The organism is Microcoleus sp. Pol11C2, assembly GCF_036701505.1.
Classification (GTDB): domain Bacteria; phylum Cyanobacteriota; class Cyanobacteriia; order Cyanobacteriales; family Microcoleaceae; genus Microcoleus.
Genome location: NZ_JAUBQX010000016.1, coordinates 81,518 through 99,090 on the forward strand (window position 1 = coordinate 81,518; position 17,573 = coordinate 99,090).

General features: G+C 46.5%; 17 protein-coding genes. 8 read left to right on the plus strand and 9 right to left on the minus strand.

Annotation, left to right across the window (positions count from 1 at the left end):
• Positions 1 to 90 precede the first annotated feature (90 nt).
• Positions 91 to 1,389 (minus strand): glutamate-1-semialdehyde 2,1-aminomutase, encoded by a 1,299-nt coding sequence (gene hemL, locus QUA42_RS11895; RefSeq protein ID WP_333137475.1) that lies wholly within the window; start codon positions 1,387 to 1,389, stop codon positions 91 to 93.
• Between the two features lie 351 nt (positions 1,390 to 1,740).
• Here hemL and hisIE point away from each other — a divergent pair, with 351 nt between their 5' ends.
• A complete protein-coding gene (gene hisIE / locus QUA42_RS11900; protein WP_333059734.1) occupies positions 1,741 to 2,391 on the plus strand; it encodes a bifunctional phosphoribosyl-AMP cyclohydrolase/phosphoribosyl-ATP diphosphatase HisIE in 651 nt (216 codons plus the stop codon).
• Between the two features lie 76 nt (positions 2,392 to 2,467).
• On the opposite strand, the gene QUA42_RS11905 is transcribed toward hisIE, so the two are convergent.
• Complete coding sequence (locus QUA42_RS11905; RefSeq protein ID WP_333137476.1) at positions 2,468 to 3,727, minus strand: MFS transporter; 1,260 nt, start codon at positions 3,725 to 3,727, stop codon at positions 2,468 to 2,470.
• Positions 3,728 to 4,047: 320 nt separating this feature from the next.
• Between QUA42_RS11905 and QUA42_RS11910 the strand changes: the two genes are divergently transcribed.
• The gene (locus QUA42_RS11910) at positions 4,048 to 4,554 is read left to right on the plus strand and encodes a hypothetical protein (RefSeq protein ID WP_333137477.1); all 507 of its coding nucleotides are present in this window, start codon (positions 4,048 to 4,050) and stop codon (positions 4,552 to 4,554) included.
• 443 nt (positions 4,555 to 4,997) lie between these two features.
• Here QUA42_RS11910 and QUA42_RS11915 read toward each other — a convergent pair whose 3' ends face one another.
• The 3 genes from QUA42_RS11915 to upp all read right to left on the minus strand — a co-directional run bounded on the left by QUA42_RS11915 (position 4,998) and on the right by upp (position 6,695).
• Entirely contained in the window at positions 4,998 to 5,291 is a 294-nt protein-coding gene (locus tag QUA42_RS11915; RefSeq protein ID WP_190658036.1) for a TMEM165/GDT1 family protein, read from the minus strand.
• A gap of 60 nt (positions 5,292 to 5,351) precedes the next feature.
• Positions 5,352 to 5,819 (minus strand): TMEM165/GDT1 family protein, encoded by a 468-nt coding sequence (locus QUA42_RS11920; RefSeq protein WP_333137478.1) that lies wholly within the window; start codon positions 5,817 to 5,819, stop codon positions 5,352 to 5,354.
• Between the two features lie 225 nt (positions 5,820 to 6,044).
• Positions 6,045 to 6,695, minus strand: coding sequence for a uracil phosphoribosyltransferase (gene upp / locus QUA42_RS11925; protein ID WP_333137479.1), 651 nt, complete (start codon positions 6,693 to 6,695; stop codon positions 6,045 to 6,047).
• 37 nt (positions 6,696 to 6,732) lie between these two features.
• Here upp and QUA42_RS11930 point away from each other — a divergent pair, with 37 nt between their 5' ends.
• Positions 6,733 to 6,906: a hypothetical protein gene (locus tag QUA42_RS11930; RefSeq protein WP_333137480.1), complete on the plus strand. Its 174-nt coding sequence runs from the start codon at positions 6,733 to 6,735 to the stop codon at positions 6,904 to 6,906.
• A 291-nt stretch (positions 6,907 to 7,197) separates the two neighbouring features.
• A complete protein-coding gene (gene crtH, locus QUA42_RS11935) occupies positions 7,198 to 8,742 on the plus strand; it encodes a carotenoid isomerase (RefSeq protein ID WP_333137481.1) in 1,545 nt (514 codons plus the stop codon).
• A 152-nt stretch (positions 8,743 to 8,894) separates the two neighbouring features.
• Here the strand turns inward: crtH and QUA42_RS11940 are convergent, their stop codons facing one another.
• Complete coding sequence (locus QUA42_RS11940) at positions 8,895 to 9,335, minus strand: pentapeptide repeat-containing protein (RefSeq protein ID WP_333137482.1); 441 nt, start codon at positions 9,333 to 9,335, stop codon at positions 8,895 to 8,897.
• 529 nt (positions 9,336 to 9,864) lie between these two features.
• On the opposite strand from QUA42_RS11940, the gene QUA42_RS11945 reads away from it, so the two are divergent.
• Positions 9,865 to 13,230 carry an EAL domain-containing protein gene (locus QUA42_RS11945; protein ID WP_333137483.1) on the plus strand — a complete coding sequence of 1,122 codons (3,366 nt, stop codon included), beginning with the start codon at positions 9,865 to 9,867 and terminating at the stop codon, positions 13,228 to 13,230.
• 120 nt (positions 13,231 to 13,350) lie between these two features.
• Here the strand turns inward: QUA42_RS11945 and sipA are convergent, their stop codons facing one another.
• Positions 13,351 to 13,569 carry a regulatory protein SipA gene (gene sipA / locus QUA42_RS11950; protein ID WP_333137484.1) on the minus strand — a complete coding sequence of 73 codons (219 nt, stop codon included), beginning with the start codon at positions 13,567 to 13,569 and terminating at the stop codon, positions 13,351 to 13,353.
• A 126-nt stretch (positions 13,570 to 13,695) separates the two neighbouring features.
• A complete protein-coding gene (locus QUA42_RS11955; RefSeq protein ID WP_333137485.1) occupies positions 13,696 to 13,899 on the minus strand; it encodes a hypothetical protein in 204 nt (67 codons plus the stop codon).
• A gap of 198 nt (positions 13,900 to 14,097) precedes the next feature.
• Between QUA42_RS11955 and rbfA the strand changes: the two genes are divergently transcribed.
• The 3 genes from rbfA (at position 14,098) to QUA42_RS11970 (ending at position 16,793) form a co-directional block, all read left to right on the plus strand.
• The gene (rbfA, locus tag QUA42_RS11960; protein WP_333137486.1) at positions 14,098 to 14,520 is read left to right on the plus strand and encodes a 30S ribosome-binding factor RbfA; all 423 of its coding nucleotides are present in this window, start codon (positions 14,098 to 14,100) and stop codon (positions 14,518 to 14,520) included.
• A gap of 54 nt (positions 14,521 to 14,574) precedes the next feature.
• On the plus strand, positions 14,575 to 16,197 hold the full coding sequence (locus QUA42_RS11965) for a glycoside hydrolase family 3 N-terminal domain-containing protein (RefSeq protein ID WP_333137501.1): 1,623 nt from the start codon (positions 14,575 to 14,577) through the stop codon (positions 16,195 to 16,197).
• A 362-nt stretch (positions 16,198 to 16,559) separates the two neighbouring features.
• Positions 16,560 to 16,793, plus strand: coding sequence for a DUF4327 family protein (locus QUA42_RS11970; RefSeq protein WP_333057778.1), 234 nt, complete (start codon positions 16,560 to 16,562; stop codon positions 16,791 to 16,793).
• A 63-nt stretch (positions 16,794 to 16,856) separates the two neighbouring features.
• On the opposite strand, the gene QUA42_RS11975 is transcribed toward QUA42_RS11970, so the two are convergent.
• Positions 16,857 to 17,261 (minus strand): hypothetical protein, encoded by a 405-nt coding sequence (locus QUA42_RS11975; protein ID WP_333137487.1) that lies wholly within the window; start codon positions 17,259 to 17,261, stop codon positions 16,857 to 16,859.
• Positions 17,262 to 17,573 lie beyond the last annotated feature (312 nt).

A 17,573-nucleotide genomic window follows, 5' to 3' on the forward strand; every position in this document is an offset into this window, starting at 1 on the left:
TTAAAAATTAAAGTCCTTACTGCTAACAAACAGCAAGGACTTTAATTATTTATTCCTGAGTTTTAAGGACGAACATCCTTACTACACACGTTAAATACTTGCCATCACTTCACGCGCTGCAGCCAAAGTTCGATCGACATCTTCCTCAGTATGAGCCAAAGAAGTAAATCCAGCCTCAAACTGCGAAGGAGCCAGATAAATTCCGTGCTCCAACATTCCCCGGTGAAAGCGGCTGAACTTCGTCAAATCCGACTTTTTCGCATCCTCGTAATTGTGAACCGGACCAGCGGCAAAAAACAAGCCAAACATCCCGCTAATTTGCCCGCCCCAAACCGCGTGTCCGGCTTCCTTAGCAATTTTTAGCAATCCATCGGACAGTTTTTTGGTAATCTTATCTAACTGTTCGTAAGTGCCGGGTTTTTGCAGCAATTCCAAAGTCTTAATCCCCGCAGTCATCGCCAAAGGATTTCCCGAAAGCGTACCCGCTTGATACATCGGGCCTGCAGGAGCCACCATCCCCATAATATCCCGCCTTCCCCCGTAAGCTCCCACTGGCAAACCGCCACCGATAACTTTACCCAAAGTAGTCAAATCCGGGGTGACACCGAATCTTTCCTGAGCTCCGCCGTAGGCGATGCGGAAACCGGTCATTACTTCATCAAAAACTAACAAAGCACCGTTATCTTTAGTAATTTCCCGCAAACCTTCGAGAAAACCTGCATCCGGGGTAATAAAACCGGCATTCCCCACCACTGGTTCGAGAATTACGCCTGCTATCTCGCCGGGATTTTCGGCAAATAAAGCTTTGACTGCTTCTAAGTCATTGTAGGGAGCGTTAAGGGTATTGGCAGTAGTGGATTTCGGGACGCCCGGAGAGTCGGGAAGGCCCAGAGTTGCAACGCCGGAACCGGCTTTTACCAAGAACATATCGGCGTGCCCGTGATAGCAACCTTCAAATTTAATCAGTTTATCCCGTCCGGTGAAAGCTCGCATCAGCCGCAAAACGGCCATACAGGCTTCGGTGCCGGAGTTGACAAATCGCACCATTTCAATGCTGGGAACGGCATCGATGACCATTTCGGCGAGTACGTTTTCCAACAGCGATGGTGCGCCAAAACTCGTACCTTTTTCTAAAGATTCGTGCAAGGCTTTGATGACTTCCGGGTGGGCGTGGCCGCAGATAGCCGGGCCCCAAGTGCCTACATAGTCAATGTATTGGTTTTCGTCAACATCCCAAATGTAGGCTCCTTTTACCCTGTCAAAGACGATGGGCTGTCCGCCTACGGATTTGAAGGCGCGCACGGGGGAACTGACGCCACCTGGCATCAACTTCTGGGCGGCGGCGAAAATTTCTTCTGATTTGGTCGTTTTCAAGGTTGTGGAAACCAATGTTTTCTCCTTAGTGAACGTCTGTTGTTGGTAGAATAATTTTATAGCCAGTTCAACATAAAGGTTAGGTCGATTCAAGGAAACTATTCTAGTAAATTTTAGGGTAGAAACCAATGAGTAGCAATACTAGCTTGGGTTTTTTAGGCTTTGTCGCACTCGCACCGTGAAGCGAAGCTATCCCATAGGGAATCGCCCTAAAATGTAATTTTTTGTAAAATAGTTCTTGACAATTTAGCCATCACTTGGTTAATCTTCTCTCTTCCTCTGCCTCCTCTGCGTTCTCTGCGGTTAATAAAAAAACAATCTCCGACAGGAAAGCGTTAATCTAGATTACCAAGTTGAAATAAAATTATGTCTACTACTGATTTATCGAGTTTGAGCCGATCGATCCCAATTGAAAAGATTCGTTACGACGATCGCGGTTTAGTGCCTGCGATCGTCCAAGATTATTTGGACGGTACAGTGTTAATGATGGCCTGGATGAATCGGGAGTCGCTGCAAAAAACGCTCTCTACCGGGCAAACTTGGTTCTGGAGTCGATCGCGCGCCGAATTTTGGAACAAAGGGGCGACTTCGGGACACGTTCAAAATGTCAAAGGGCTGCGTTACGACTGCGATAGCGATGCTTTGCTAATCACTGTCGAACAAGTCGGAGATATTGCTTGTCACACAGGAGAAAGAAGTTGTTTTCACCAAGTTGATGGAGAAATTTCACCGCCGCCAGGGGATATGTTATCTCAATTATTTGCGGTAATTTGCGATCGTCGCGACCATCCTAACGAAAGTTCTTATACTTGCAAGTTGTTCGAGGGCGGCGACAACAAGATTCTCAAGAAAATTGGCGAAGAGTCGGCGGAAGTTGTGATGGCTTGCAAAGATGACGACAAAGAGGGGATTGCTGGGGAAGTTGCGGATTTATTTTATCACGCTTTGGTTGCTTTGGCTCACCATCAAGTTGATTTGAGGGAAGTTTACCGCAAATTGGGCGATCGACGAAAATAAATTAGTTAGTTGACGGTTAGCTGTTGACGGTTGACTGTTGACGGTTGACTGTTGACTGTTCTGGAGATTTCTAATATTAGATTCTCGTTTTCAACATTCGAGCGAGCTTTTGCAAAATAAAAATAGCCGCAATCACACTAAGAGCCAAACCCAACCAAAAATTATCCGCCGCCCATTTACCTCCATCCAAAGCCAAACCGCCCAGGGGCGGTCCGATTAAATAGCCGATCGCCCAACACTGAGAATTAACGGCCAAATACACGCCACGCAAAGACTCTGGTGCTAAATCCACCACCAAAGCCGAAGCAAAAGGCGTATAAGCAACAGTCGCAACCGACAAAAAGCTTAAGCCTAAAACAGCTAAAAATAGATTGCCAGTTGCAGCCATTCCCGTCAAGCCGATCGCGATAAATCCCATTCCCCATAGCAGCGCAGAAATCATCAAAGCTTTCGAGTGGGAAAATGGTCTCAAAGCTTTAACAACCGGCAGTTGCAAAGCCACAGTTAAAAACGTGCTAAAAGCAAACAAAACGGTAATTGTACCTGTTGAAAAGCCTTTTCCCGATGTCCCCACCGCGACAAACTTGCTAAAGTAAAGCGGCATTGTGGTTTGGATTTGGGAAATATATAATGTGAACAGGGTATTTACTAAAGCATAAACTAGAAGACTTCGATCGCTCAGCGCCACTATCCAGCCATTTTTTAGACTTTTTTTGCTTATATCGGCTGACTTAGCTGGTTTGTAGGTTTCGGCGATCGCGATCGCCACCACGGCAAACAGCACTAAAAATGAGATACCATCAATAATAAAGAGCGATCGATAATTCCCCGTTACCTCAATCAACAAACCGCCAAAAATAATCCCAACTTGCAAACCCAAATTATCAGCAAGTCGCGTCAAAGCAAAAGCTTCCTGTCGCTGTTCGCCCTCAGTTAAATCCGCCACCATCGTCTCGGTTGGAGGCCAATACAAACCCACACCAAAACCCATCAGTAAATTCCCCGCAATTAAGCCGGGGAAATCATTAGTCGCCGCCAGTACAAAAGAAGCGGCAGCCGAAATAATTGCCGCCAGCAATAAAGTTCGCCGCCTTCCCCAAAATTTAGAATCACAAAAAGAACCGCCCAAAATGCGGCCGAATATTCCCGAAATGGAACCACTACCCAAACCAATCCCAACAGCAGTAGCAGATAAACCGACGCGATCAACAAAAAATATCGGCGCGTAAAATAAAGTAAAACCGGTGCCACTTTGGGAGAGAAATCTGCCGGCGGCAAGAATCCAGACTTGAGGGGGGAGACGAGGCAACCAAGAGGATAATTGAAATTTAGGCATATACAGTTAAATTAGGAGTTATTTCAGGACGCAGAAACCGGGTTTTTTATAAAAAATACGTTACCGTGTTTAATCAGAGTCAAAAACAGATGTCTTTGGTCGCAGTGCATAAGTCCTGTGAGTAATTATTAATTTATTCCGTACTTTTTCCGAATTAGTATTAGTTAAGGGAGGTGATGACAAACATACGTGAGCTTAACAATTCTTCAGAGTATGTTACACAAAAGTTACCATTAATTTAAAAATACTTAACACGATTTGAGAAAAAAGTTAGTTAAACTCTAGGAAAGGCAGAAGAAAATTTTAGAGGGTCTAATTATATGACAGCTATTACAACATCAAGAGTAGAATCAATCAAACCGCGCTGGCAAGCAATTGTCATGGTGGCTCTAATTTTCTGGCTCAGCGTTAGCCTAATTTTGGATCTAGTAATTATGCCGAGTCTCTACGTATCTGGCATGACGACATCTCCCGAGTTTGCAACGGCCGGAAATTTAATGTTCTGGGGATTCAACCGCGTTGAGTTAATCTGTTCGGGGCTGGTGGCAACGGGTTTGATGGTTTTAAGCAATTTAGTCGGTGACTTCGGCAAGCGCAGCCGCACAGCAATTTTATTATCATTGGTACTTCTGGCGATCGCCCTGATTGACACCTACGCCCTGACACCCCAAATGAGCGCCTTGGGGATGCAGCTAAATCTGTTCGATGCCGCAGCAGAAGTGCCCGCCGGGATGAATCTACTGCACCAAGGCTATTTTGCATTGGAAGCGCTGAAGTTGGCTGTCGCCGGTACGCTGCTGGGGTGGTGCTACCAAAACCAAGTTTAATCGACACCATACTCAGAGGTTGAGTTGAGAAAAGCTCAACCTGTTGCGGGGGGCGTGAATTCACGCCCCCCGCTAATTTTTTAAATTTTAGCGATCGAAAACGAGGCTTGAATTGCAGCCATTCTGTATTCATCGGCGTTAATCTGTGTTTATCTGCCCTCATCTGCGGTTAAAAAAAGAGAATGTAATATATTCACTAACCGCAGATGACAATGGATTGACGCTAATTCACGCAGATGAAGAGAATAGAGACATGAATAATCTCCAATGCTAACAGATTGGATATAACTATATTTTCAAGTTTCCTGACCAGCCCAAAAACGGATACAAGCCCCCAACTCCAGTGGTTGAGAACTTACAATTTTAGACTCTTGTTCAAACTCCTAGATTCATCTGTCGAGTAAATCTAAAATCTAAAATCTAAAATCGACTGACGGCACGCCCTACTCGGATGCTTCCGGTAAATCTGCTTTTGGCCACAGCAAGCGCAAGCCCATCACCGCAAATCCGATCGCCGCGAGCCCCTTTACCAGTCTTTCTGGCAACACCTCTGCGGTGCTGAAGCCGATCGCCACGCCGATTAAACTCGCCAGCAGCAGCGCCGACGCCGTACCAAAAAATACAGCCCGCGGGGAGTTACAACTACTGCCAAGGGCGATCGCAGCTAATTGACTTTTGTCTCCCAATTCTGACAAAAACACTGTAATGAAACTGATTCCCAAAAGTTGCCAGTCCATATTTTTTTCACTTCTTAGTTAGGTGTTGTAGAAATCTACGACTTACCGACAGGGACACAATTAACCCAGCACTTCCCACAGCAGAACCGCCGAAATTGCCAGCAAAATCACTCCGGCTGCTCTCTCCAAAGTTCTCGGAGCAATCCGACTAGCCAGCCACCTTCCCAGCAACACCCCCAGCAAACTGGTTGCTATCAAAGCCGAACCCGCACCCGCAAAAACGATCCAAGGATTTCGAGATTCAGCCGTCATCAGCAAAATTGCGAGCTGAGTTTTGTCTCCAATTTCAGCTAAAAAAATAGTTGCAAAAGTCGAAGCAAAAATTGCCCAGTGCTTGGGCTTCAGTTTCTTTTGTTCCTGACAAATATCGGGATTTACAGTCACTGAGAGTTCAACGGGCTCCGGCGTTAAAGCAGCACAAATCTCAGTAACCTCTTTTATTTGTAGTTGTACCTGTTGTGGCAAATCATAATTGAGGTTTACTGAGTCAGAAGCAGACAAGCTTGGCGGAACAGAATCAAGTTTCACGGGCAATGAGTGCTAAAAGCTATTTATTTTTGACTTGTACTTTTGATTCTAACTCTCTCTGTGCCTGCTTTTACCAAACCAGGGTCATCTTTTTCCCCCAATATTTCAGCAACTGATTCTTGGAACCACTCACCGCACCCAAAAAGGGATACAAGCCCCCAGATTTATCTGTCGAGTCAATCTAAAATCTAAAATCTAAAATCTAAAATTGACTGACTGACTGGTTTATGTGCCGTAAGTTCGATCGCCCGCATCTCCCAAACCAGGTACAATAAAGCCCTGTTCGTTGACTATTTCGTCGATCGTGGCCGTGTAAATCATCAAACTCGGGTACTCTGCACTCAGCCTCTTCAAAGCCGGAGGAGCAGCCACCACAGAGATAATCCGAATCAAGCTCGGGTCAATTCCCCGCGCAGTCAATTCCTGCATTGTCGCTATAATCGTCCCGCCAGTCGCCAGCATCGGTTCGCTAATTATCACCCGCGTTGCCGGGTTAAACTGCGCCGGCAATTTGTTCAAATAACAAGTCGGTTGCAGCGTCTCCTCATTTCTTGCCATGCCGAGGTGGTAAACCGAAGCCAGCGGTACAACCGTCTGAATTCCTTCGAGCAGTGCCAAACCGGCCCGCAAAATCGGTACCACAACTAACGGAGCTTCCGGGTTGATAAAAGTCGCCGGACATTCGCCCAAAGGGGTCTGCACCGTGGTTTCCACTATCGGCAGCCATTCTCGAATCGCCTCGTAAGCCAGCCACCTTCCCAATTCTGTCATCGCAGAACGAAAAAGTACCGAGGGGGTGGCGGCGTCGCGGGCAACAGCCAGCCAGTGTTTAATTAACGGATGCGGGGGAACGTAAACGCGCAGTTGCAGGGACATTAGGAAATTGGGGAGAGTGCTAGGTTGGAGAAATTTTATGCGGTGCGATCGATCTTCTTCGAGGGCTTCCCCAACGGGCGATCGATCGCTCTGTGCAACTTATCACATCCTTGATGGCGCATACAAGCCAGAGATTGAGTTAGAACCCATTCGCCGATCGACCTCCATCAGCTTATTGAAATATTTTTCCAATAGTATTGACATTAATTAGCAACAAGGCTATAGTGATTTTTAGTGTTCTCCTCTCAAAGGATCGACAGACGGGGGCAGTCGGCAATGGTAGACTGTTCCCGCATTTTTTTTGAAGCTGGGGCATCGGGCGTTGGAATGAGAGATAGGGAATAGGGCAATTAATATTCGTTCAACATCTGCCTTCAATATCTGACCAATGCCTGACGATCAATAATTAATCCGTGTATGGGTGTCAAAATCCGTGTCGTGGCTTCTTTCTTCTAGAGCGATCGACTGTAATATTATGGAAATTATTAAGATTTTTAACCGAATGTCAGCTCCTACCCAATCCCAGTTATTTTCTCCCAACTCCCGCCCAACAGAGCAAGAGTTTGATGTGATTGTCATCGGTTCCGGCATTGGCGGACTCGTGACAGCCACCCAGCTAGCGGCTAAGAAAGCCAAAGTTTTAGTGCTCGAAAGCTATACAATTCCGGGGGGTAGCGCTGGATATTTCGATCGAGAAGGCTACAGATTCGATGTCGGCGCCTCCATGATTTTTGGTTTCGGACAGCGTGGCACCACCAACCTCCTCACCCGCGCCCTGAAAGCAGTCAACGTCACCTTAGAAACCATTCCCGACCCTGTACAGCTTCACTATCACTTACCCAGCGGCTTGGAACTTGAAGTTCCCCAGGCTTATGATAAATACTTGCAAGAATTAACTGACAGGTTCCCTCACGAACGCGAAGGAATCCACAAATTTTACGGCGAATGCTGGAGCGTCTTCAACTGCCTCAACGGCATGGAATTGCTATCTCTAGAAGAACCCGGATATCTCGTCCGAGTCTTTTTTCAGAATCCTTTAGCCTGTTTGGGATTAGTAAAATATCTGCCTCAAAATACTGGCGACATTGCGCGGCGCTACATAAAAGACCCTACTTTGCTGAAATTTATCGACATGGAATGCTACTACTGGTCTGTAGTACCTGCCGACTTGACGCCGATGATTAATGCCGGAATGGTATTTTCCGACAGACATTACGGTGGCATCAATTATCCCAAAGGCGGAGTCGGTCAAATTGCCCAAAAATTAGTAGAAGGTTTAGAAAAATGCGGCGGGAAAATTCAATACAAAGCTAAAGCGAAAAAAATTATCACAGAAAACGGCCGCGCTGTCGGAGTCGAGCTAGCAACCGGCGAAGTTTACCGCGCCAAGCGCATAGTTTCTAACGCCACGCGGTGGGATACTTTTGAAAAATTGCTCCCCCCAGAAGATATGCCCGCTAGCGAGAAGAAATGGCAGCAGCGCTATCAAAAAGCCCCCAGTTTCTTGAGTTTGCATTTGGGAGTTGAAGCAAGCGTAATCCCTGCGGGTAGTGCCTGCCACCACATTTTGTTAGAAGATTGGAACCAAATGGAAGCGCCGGAGGGAACTGTTTTGGTGTCAATTCCAACCGTGCTCGACCCGGATTTAGCTCCCGCAGGATATCACATCGTTCACGCTTTTACTTCGAGTTGGATGGAAGAGTGGGAAGGACTTTCACCGCAGGAATATGAGGAGAAAAAGGAAGAGGCCGCAGGGAGAATTATTGAAAGATTAGAAAATATTTTTCCCGGTTTAGATGCCGGTTTGGATTATATGGAAGTGGGGACAGCGCGTTCTCACCGCCGCTTTTTGGGGCGCGAAGATGGAACTTACGGGCCGATTCCGCGACAGAAGCTAATGGGTTTGCTGGGAATGCCGTTTAATCGAACTTCTATGCCTGGTTTGTATTGTGTGGGTGACAGTACGTTTCCCGGACAGGGTTTAAATGCGGTAGCGTTTTCTGGGTTTGCTTGCGCGCACCGAATAGCGGTTGATTTGGGTTTTTAGTGGTAATGGTAGGGTGCGTCAGATTGTTCGCTTGAAATACGAGAGAAAATGTGAGGTCCCGGGGCAGTCTACAAAAAGACTAAAAACCCGGTTTCTGGGGAGAAACCGGGTTTTTAACCTCAAAATTGGTGTTTTCCATTCTTTTAACGAGTTTACTGGTCGTAGCTGCCGCCGACGCCAATTTGGGTATTGTAGATTTTTGCATCAGTGATGGTCATATCTTCCATTGATGCGCCGGATACGTCAGCGGTGTTAATGATAGCTGCAGTCAGATTTGCCCGATCGAGGTCTGCGTCATTTAAACTGGCATTAGTCAGGAAAACTGCGGTTAAGTTAGCACCAGTCAAGTTAGCACCCGTTAGGTCAGCACCTTCGAGGTTGGCCTTATATAGGTTTGCTCCTCGTAAATTTGCTTCTCTCAAATCAGCACCAATTAAATGTGCTCCCGTTAAATCTGCTCCCGACAAGTCGCACTTAAAACATTGCCCGGTTGACAATAACTGTTTGACGTGAACGGGATTTTCAGCGCGAGCCGGGGCTGCCAACACTAGGGGAGTAATTAAAAAAGTAGCGGCTAATAGATTGCGTTTCATAATCCCTTTTCCTCACAGACTCTGTATTCAAGTTCTTGTCTTGATATCTACAATCGTACCATGGTTGTTTTCGCAAGTTGCGATCTAATTCACAGCTTAGGTGTGATATCGATTCCCCTTAAAAACCCATACATGGTCTCGACCAGCTCGCAAAATATAATTTCGCAAAACTTAACACTGCCGAACTTAATACAGTGCCTTTTTGTAGTAACCTTTTCTAGGTTAGCCCGGATAGGCAACAGATGTGTCTTTCTGAAGATGGAGATGATTCGCAATGCTATGGATGATTTTAGCTGCGATATTATCGCAAAAAGCTTACAAAAAATACCTTGTTTTTAGTAAAAGTGTCACGAGACAGAAAATTTAATTTAAAATAAAGATAAGCTTATAACTTTATAGGTAGAGGAAAAGCAGTCACAGGCCTGATCCCCAGCCCAAGCTCGGCTGCATTTTTAACAATAAATTTTAATTAGGTCTCAGCAGCGCCGTAAAAATCCACCTAGTGCTTGGAAAGCAGCACTTTTTTGGAATGTCGCAGAGTCCACGCGATCGCAAAACTCAATTAAATATGCTCAAAAACGATTCCTCCAAGTATCTGCCAACCTTAGCTCAAGTAATTGACCGCTACCCCTTGACAGTTGCGCCCGATACCCCACTAGCAGAAGTAATTACCCTGATGGGCCAACGGCGCGGAACTTGCTTTCTAAACCCAGACATTCCACCAACCGATATCTATCAGCCACTAACACAAATAGCAAATCCCCCCACCTCAAGTGCATTCAGAGACGCGACAGGTATCTGCGTCTTTGTCGTGGAAAAATCCCTAGAAAAATTATCTCCGCACTCTGCTCAACCTTCTCAATTGCAAGGAATCTTCACCGAAAGGGATCTTGTCGATTTGATTGCCTCGGGCAAAAACTTAAAAGGTGTCACCATCGCAGAAGTAATGAGGCAGCCTGCAGCAACTCTGACAAAATCCGAGACTCAAGACATTTTCAGCGCCCTAATCCTGCTGGGGCAACGAAGAATTAAGCATTTGCCAATATTGGATAGTGAAGGTCAACTCTTAGGAGTAATTACCCCGGAAAGCATTCGCCAAGCCATGCTGAAACCGGCAAATATCTTAAAAATGCGCCGCGTGAAAGAAGTAATGACCGCACAAGTCATTCAAGCACCTCGCTCCGCGTCAGTTAGGAGTTTAGCTGAGTTGATGGCGCAGCACCGCGTTAGCTGCGTAGTAATTACCGAATCAACAGAATTATCGATGGATTTACCGTTCCCCATTCCAGTAGGTATCGTCACAGAACGGGATATTGTCGAATTTCAAGCTTTAGATATAGATTTGTCGAAAACGATCGCCGAAACTGTGATGAGTACCCCCTTATTTAGCCTCAAGCAAGAAGACTCGCTGTGGGTAGCTCATCAGGAAATGCACCAGCGTTTAGTCCGCCGATTGGTAGTAACGGGGGAACGCGGAGAACTTCTGGGAATAGTTACTCAAACCAACATACTGCGCGTACTTGACCCGATGGAAATGTCCGGGGCGATCGATGTTCTGCACGATTCAGTGGCAGAAAGGACGAGGGAATTGGAAAAAGCGATCGCATCCCTCAGCTTGACTAACGCCAGACTAGAAAGCGAAATTGCTACCCGCGTTAGGGCCGAGGCCAGACTCCACCTTTTAGAATCTGCTGTAGTGAACGCTAACGACGCAATCGTGATTATGGATGCGGGAGACAGCGATATCTCCGACCCCACCATCATCTATGCCAACGAAGCTTTTACCCAAATGACGGGCTACCTACCCGAAGAAATCATCGGACAAACCCCCAGTTGCTTGCGCGGCCCAGAAAGCGACCCCACCCAAGTCGATAAAATTCGCCGTACTTTCTCTCGCCGAGAACCCCTACGCCTAGAATTGATTAACTACCGCAAAGACGGTTCAACATATTGGGTGGAACTCAACAGCGTACCGATTGCCGACAACTCCGGGAACGTTACCCACTGGGTGTCGGTGCAGCGAGATATTACCGATCGCAAGCGCATGGAACAAGCATTTTTTGAAGAAAAAGAACTCGCTCAGGTTACTCTACAATCGATCGGCGATGCCGTCATCACTACTGACGCCGACGGCTGCATTTCCACCCTGAATCCAGTTGCCGAAACACTCACGGGTTGGTCTAGATTGGAAGCTAAAGGTTTGCCCCTCGCCAGCGTGCTGAGAATAGTTGACGAAACTACCAGGCTGCCGATCGAAAATATCGCCGAAATCGCTTTGTGCGAAGGTCGGATTGTTGACCAAGGGCGCAACAATTTGCTGATTGCCCACAACAACACCGAATTTGCGATCGACCACTGCGTCGCCCCCATCCACGCTAGCAGCGGCGAAATTGTCGGGGCCGTCGTTGTGTTCCGAGATGTCACCCAAGTGCGAACTCAAGCGCGGCAACTCACCTGGCAGGCAACTCATGACCCCCTGACGCAATTAGTCAACCGCCGGGAATTTGAGTACCAGCTAGAGCACGCCCTACACGGCGCTCAAGGTTACGGGCAAGAACACGTGATGCTTTACCTGGATCTTGATCGCTTCAAAATAGTTAACGACACCTGCGGTCATGCTGCAGGGGACGAACTGCTGCGCCAAGTCAGCCAGCTATTTAAAAGCAATATCCACAAAACCGATATTTTGGCGCGTCTGGGCGGCGATGAATTTGCCGTACTCCTGTATCATCGTCCCGTCGAACGAGGATTGAATGTTGCTGAAACGCTGCTGCGAAGCATTCAGGGATTCCGCTTTGCGTGGCAGGACAAAACTTTTTCGATCGGCGTCAGTATCGGTTTAGTAGCAATCAATCCCAAAACAGCATCAACATCTGCGATTTTGAGCGCGGCCGATATGGCCTGCTATGCTGCTAAAAATAAAGGTCGCAACCGGGTACAGGTTTATCAAGCAGGCGATCAAGAATTAATCAAACAGCACGGCGAAACCGAGTGGGTGGTGCAAATTCATCAAGCTTTAGAAGAGAATCGCTTTTGCTTGTACTCTCAGCCGATCGTACCTTTGCTTAATTCTCCAACCACCGGAACCCACTGCGAAATCCTCTTGCGCCTCCAGTTGGAAACTGGTGAGTTGGTGTCGCCGATGGCGTTTATTCCGGCTGCAGAACGCTACAACTTGATGCACGCGATCGACCGCTGGGTAATTCGCACTTTATTTCGCAATTTATCTAAAATTTTCACGGCAAATTTATTAGTCCAAAACCCCGGGGTAGACAGCGATAAAATAGTTACCTTCCCTGCTTGCTCTCTTTTGTCTAATCTGCAATCCTCCTTTGGCAAATATCCCAACCTTTATTCAATCAACCTTTCTGGGGACAGCCTCAACGAAGAAAAGTTTATCGAGTTTATTCAGGAACAGTTTTCCATCCATCAAATACCGCCACAAATAATTTGTTTTGAAATTACCGAAACCGTGGCGATCGGTAATCTCAGTAAGGCAGCCAGCTTGATTTGGCAACTCAAGGAACTAGGCTGCCAGTTTGCCTTAGACGACTTCGGCAGCGGGATGTCTTCCTTTGCTTACCTGAAAAGCTTGCCGGTGGATTATCTCAAAATAGACGGCAATTTTATTAAGCATATTGTCGATAATCCTATTGATATCGCAATGGTGGAAGCTATTACCAAAATCGCTCACGTCATGGGAATTAAAACTATTGCCGAGTATGTTGAAAATCAAAAAATTATGGATAAACTCCATGAACTTGGGGTAGATTACGCTCAAGGTTATCATTTGGGCAAGCCTCAACCTTGTAACTTCACATCTCCGATTTTAGAGGAAGTTTTGGGGGAGTTTCCTGTTAATTCTTTGGCTTTTGAGGCTAAGCTGGCTTGTTGAAGAGTTGACAGTTGACAGTTGACAGAAGGAAGAAGGAAGAGGGAAGAGGGAAGAGGGAAGAGGGAGAATTGCCCAATTCCCAATTCCCCATGAAAACTGTCAACTGTCAACTGTCAACTGTCAACTGATAGCTTCAATGTACTGACTGTCTAACAGAAAAGCACCTTTTTCAAAGCGAATTCCCCAATAATTGCCTGGACGCCGATCGATCACAACGCCTTCAGCGCCGATCGCAATTAAATTCGCAGGCCGCAGCATCGGCATCGGTTCGGCAGTTTTGACGTAAGGTGGCATCGCCACAACTCGGACTTTTTGACCGATTGTAAATTCTTTTTCCATGAGTTTTATTTCCTAAAAAAACACAGCGATAAAGGAATTTTGACAAAAAATGTTTCTGTTTGATTGATTAGAGATGGATAATAAAATGGGTAATTATGAATCATAATCAAGGGAATTACGGCAAAATTATTGATATTTTAGGCTTCCATCTTCGTTATCTTCAAGTTCATTATATTTTCCCCCTAACCCTAAGTCATGAAGACATCTTTGGTAGTTTTTGGCTCCCATATCGAAAGGGTTAGTCATGTTCAATCTGGCCCATTCAGCTATCTTTAGCTGGTTAGTTACCCCTGAAGCATCGGCTACGGTTTTGACAATCCAATCAAACATTTTTTTTCCTCTAAGCTGTATCTCACTCTACCTCTCTATATTAGCTATATATTCACCTATGGCAATCAAACATTTTTTTCCTCTAAGCTGTATCTCACCCCTAACTCGGACGATCGCCCGTAACACCCATGACCGATCGCGCTACAATTGTCAATCGGGATGAAAATGGCTGATTAGGAAATTAGAGGAGTAGGTGTTATGGCTACAAATCGTCGCATTGAGCGTGTAGCTTCAATGGTTAAACGGGAAGTCAGCCTGATGTTGCTGAATGGAATCAAGGACGACCGGGTAGGTGCCGGTATGGTTAGCGTTACCGATGTAATTGTTTCGGGAGACCTTCAGCATACAAAAATTTTTGTCAGCATCTACGGTACTGATGAGGCGAAGGCGGAGACTATGGAGGGTTTGAAATCTGCTACTAGCTACGTCCGCAGTCAGTTGGGCCAACGATTGCAACTGCGCCGGACGCCGGAAGTGATTTTTCTGGAAGACCGTTCTTTGGAACGGGGCGATAAAATGTTGATACTGCTGAATCAGCTTTCTGCCGATCGCAAACCGGATATTTTAGATCCCGATGAAGAATTCGGTGAGGATGAAAGTCCCGAAACAGATGAGAATTAGTTTGTGAAGCCAGTCAACAGTCAACAGTCAACAGTCAACAGTCAACAATTTCCCATGATTGACAATCTTTCCTTACCAGAACTGGTGGCACAGATGTTCGTGGTGCGCGCTTCTGGCTGCTTGTTCGACCACCAAATTCGCTATCCCGAATGGGAACCAACTGCCAGCAAACTCCGCTATTATCTGGAAAATTTGGGCGTCGGTGGGGTGATTTTGGTCGGGGGAAGTGCTGCGGAGTTGGCACTTCGATCGCACCAATTGCAGTCTTGGGCCAAGTTTCCGCTACTGCTGGCGGCCGATATTGAGGAAGGTGTCGGTCAGCGGTTCGCGGGGGCGACTTGGTTCGGGCCGCCGATGGCAATTGCTGAAGTGGCGCGGCACGATGCAGGTAAAGCCGATCGATATGCTGAACAAATGGGCGCTGTCACTGCGATCGAAGCTAGGGCGATCGGTCTAAATTGGATTCTCGCACCGGTGGTTGATGTTAACAACAATCCCGACAATCCTGTGATTAACGTCCGCGCTTTTGGCGAGACACCGGAAATTGTCGGGAAATTAGCTGCTGCTTTTATTCGAGGCGCAGGTGAGCACCCGGTTTTGACCACAGCTAAGCATTTTCCCGGCCACGGCGACACGGCGGTTGATTCTCACTTGGAATTGCCGGTTTTACCGCATTCACCAGCGAGATTGGCCCAGGTTGAGTTGCCTCCTTTTGTTGAGGCGATGGCTGCTGGGGTCGATGCTGTGATGAGTGCTCACTTGCTGATTCCGGCTTGGGATGCGGAGTTTCCTGCTACTCTTTCTCGCAAAATTTTGATTGGGAAGCTGCGAGAAGAGTTGGGATTTGAAGGTTTGATTGTGACGGATGCTTTGGTGATGGGTGCGATCGCCAATAAGTACGGCGCTAATGAAGCTGCTGTTTTAGCGGCTGAGGCTGGTGCTGATGTTTTGCTGATGCCGCTTGACCCGGAAGGGGCGATTCTGGCTGTCTGCGAAGCTGTCACTCAAGGGCGACTTCAACTATCACAAATCAAGGAATCTGTCAAGCGGATTTGGTCGGCTAAAGCTAAAGTCGGTTTATTAGTAAAGGAAAAGGAAAAAGCAGTAGATTCAACATCCATCCAGTCGATCGACTTAAGTTTGCTGGCAACTCCTGATGCCAGGGCAACTGCTGCCGATATTTTGCGAGATTCTTTGAAATTTGGCGGCAATCTACCTTTGCAGGTTGCCAAACCCGCAGAAAACCAGCTTTTGCGGAATTTGATTGTTGTAGATGATGTTTTGGGGTGTGAGTTTTTGGGCAACCACACTCCGGCGATCGCCCTTCCCGAACAGTTTGGTTACGAATTGCAACTAATTGACGATCGCACAGTTGCGATCGCTGAAAATACAAGTCCAGAGCATTTTTCTCCGACACTGCTGCAAATTTTCATTCGCGGCAATTGCTTCCGAGGCAGTGCTGGTTTGACCCAAGCAGCTCAAGATTGGTTTAAGAAATTATTAAAAACGGGAGAACTGCAAGCTGTGTTAATTTACGGCAGTCCCTACGTTTTAGAGCAATTTTTGCCACACTTACCTCCGAGTATTCCTTATGTATTTTGTTTTGGGCAAATGCCGGCAGCGCAATCTCTAGCTCTAGAAGTGCTATTCGGCATTGAGGGAACTGCTAATGCTTGAGTTGCCGGACTCGTAAATCATTCCTTTGCTGTTTCCGTCAAGACTTAAATTCATCAACCCGGTTTCTCGCAATAAATCTTGCCTTTGGTGGCAAAGCATCCAGAAACCGGGAATCTGATGCGGGTTCCTAAGTTCTGAATTGAGCTTTCCAGCAGATCCGCTTGCTAGTCAGGAAAATGTGCTTTTTATCAATATCCTAAGACAGATCTCATCACTTACTGATGATTCGTATAATTTATTTTTATTTACGGCAGTGAATTGTATAGCTGGATACGGACAAAATTTAACTTCCATATTCGTAAGTTTGCACTATATTATTACCAGGGCCATAAAATTTTTTAGTAAAACATTGAGGGCGCATTATGATTCACTCCACTATTCCCCAAATCCAATACTCTTTAGATGTGATCCAAGATGAAGCGCGTCACCTTGTCCACGAGGGCGTGCTGAGCCGCCAACAGCCTATCTACACGCTTTGCCAATTCATTCCGCCTCGGGAATGGGCCTGTGTAGAGTGCGAATTAGAAAAATGCGACTTCTTGCTGCGCGATCGGATCGCCGACCTGATCGGTTCTGAAAAATGGGACAATGACTAAAGTTTGGTTCTGTTAAATTAAGTTGGCAAGTAAACTCCGGCTGTGTTAGAGACTCTTGATTCTTTAATGCTGGGAATTTTCGGCGCGCAAATTTTCCAACTCGGCCCTCAGCGCTGCCATGTGTGCAGTTAATTCTTGAATCTCTAGCTTTACGTTAGGCTGTACAACCGACTCGGGAGGAGCATCAGTCGCTGCATCTGATTGCTTGGGCGAGACAGATTCGCTGTCTGCATTCTCCCGACCGCCCGGTTGAGAGAAAATAGTATCTACAAAATTGCGGGCTTCTCGCTCAGTCATTTCTCCCTTTTCCAGCAGCTCATCGGCTAGCTGGCCAAAATCTGACTTCAGTTTGTCAAGATTTTCTTCTCGCTTCAGAGGATCTTGCAATGTCTCAATTAAAAAGGAAGTTGCACCTAAAGTTAGGTGAAATCCTGTTTGCAGCATTTGAGGCAGGTTGTCGGGATTCATCTAAAAATGCCGCTAGAACGTTTTTCTGAGTTTTTGGTTCGCTAGTTGCTCCCAAGTCGGGGCGCAAAGCCGCTTTTTAGCGCTAAGGTGCTGGCGTTGTGGGTCGAGATCGCCCCGAGTCAGGAAATATCAGCTTTTGGGAGGAGGTTTTGCCGTTGTGCCAATAGTAATCATATCATTACTTCCTAAATTAATAAATGTCAAGTGTAAACTTTTGTAACTACGAATCGAGACTTTCCCACTGGAAAGCTCAGTCTATTTGAGATTTGAGATTTGAGATTTGAGATTTGAGATTTGAGATTGAACAGGACT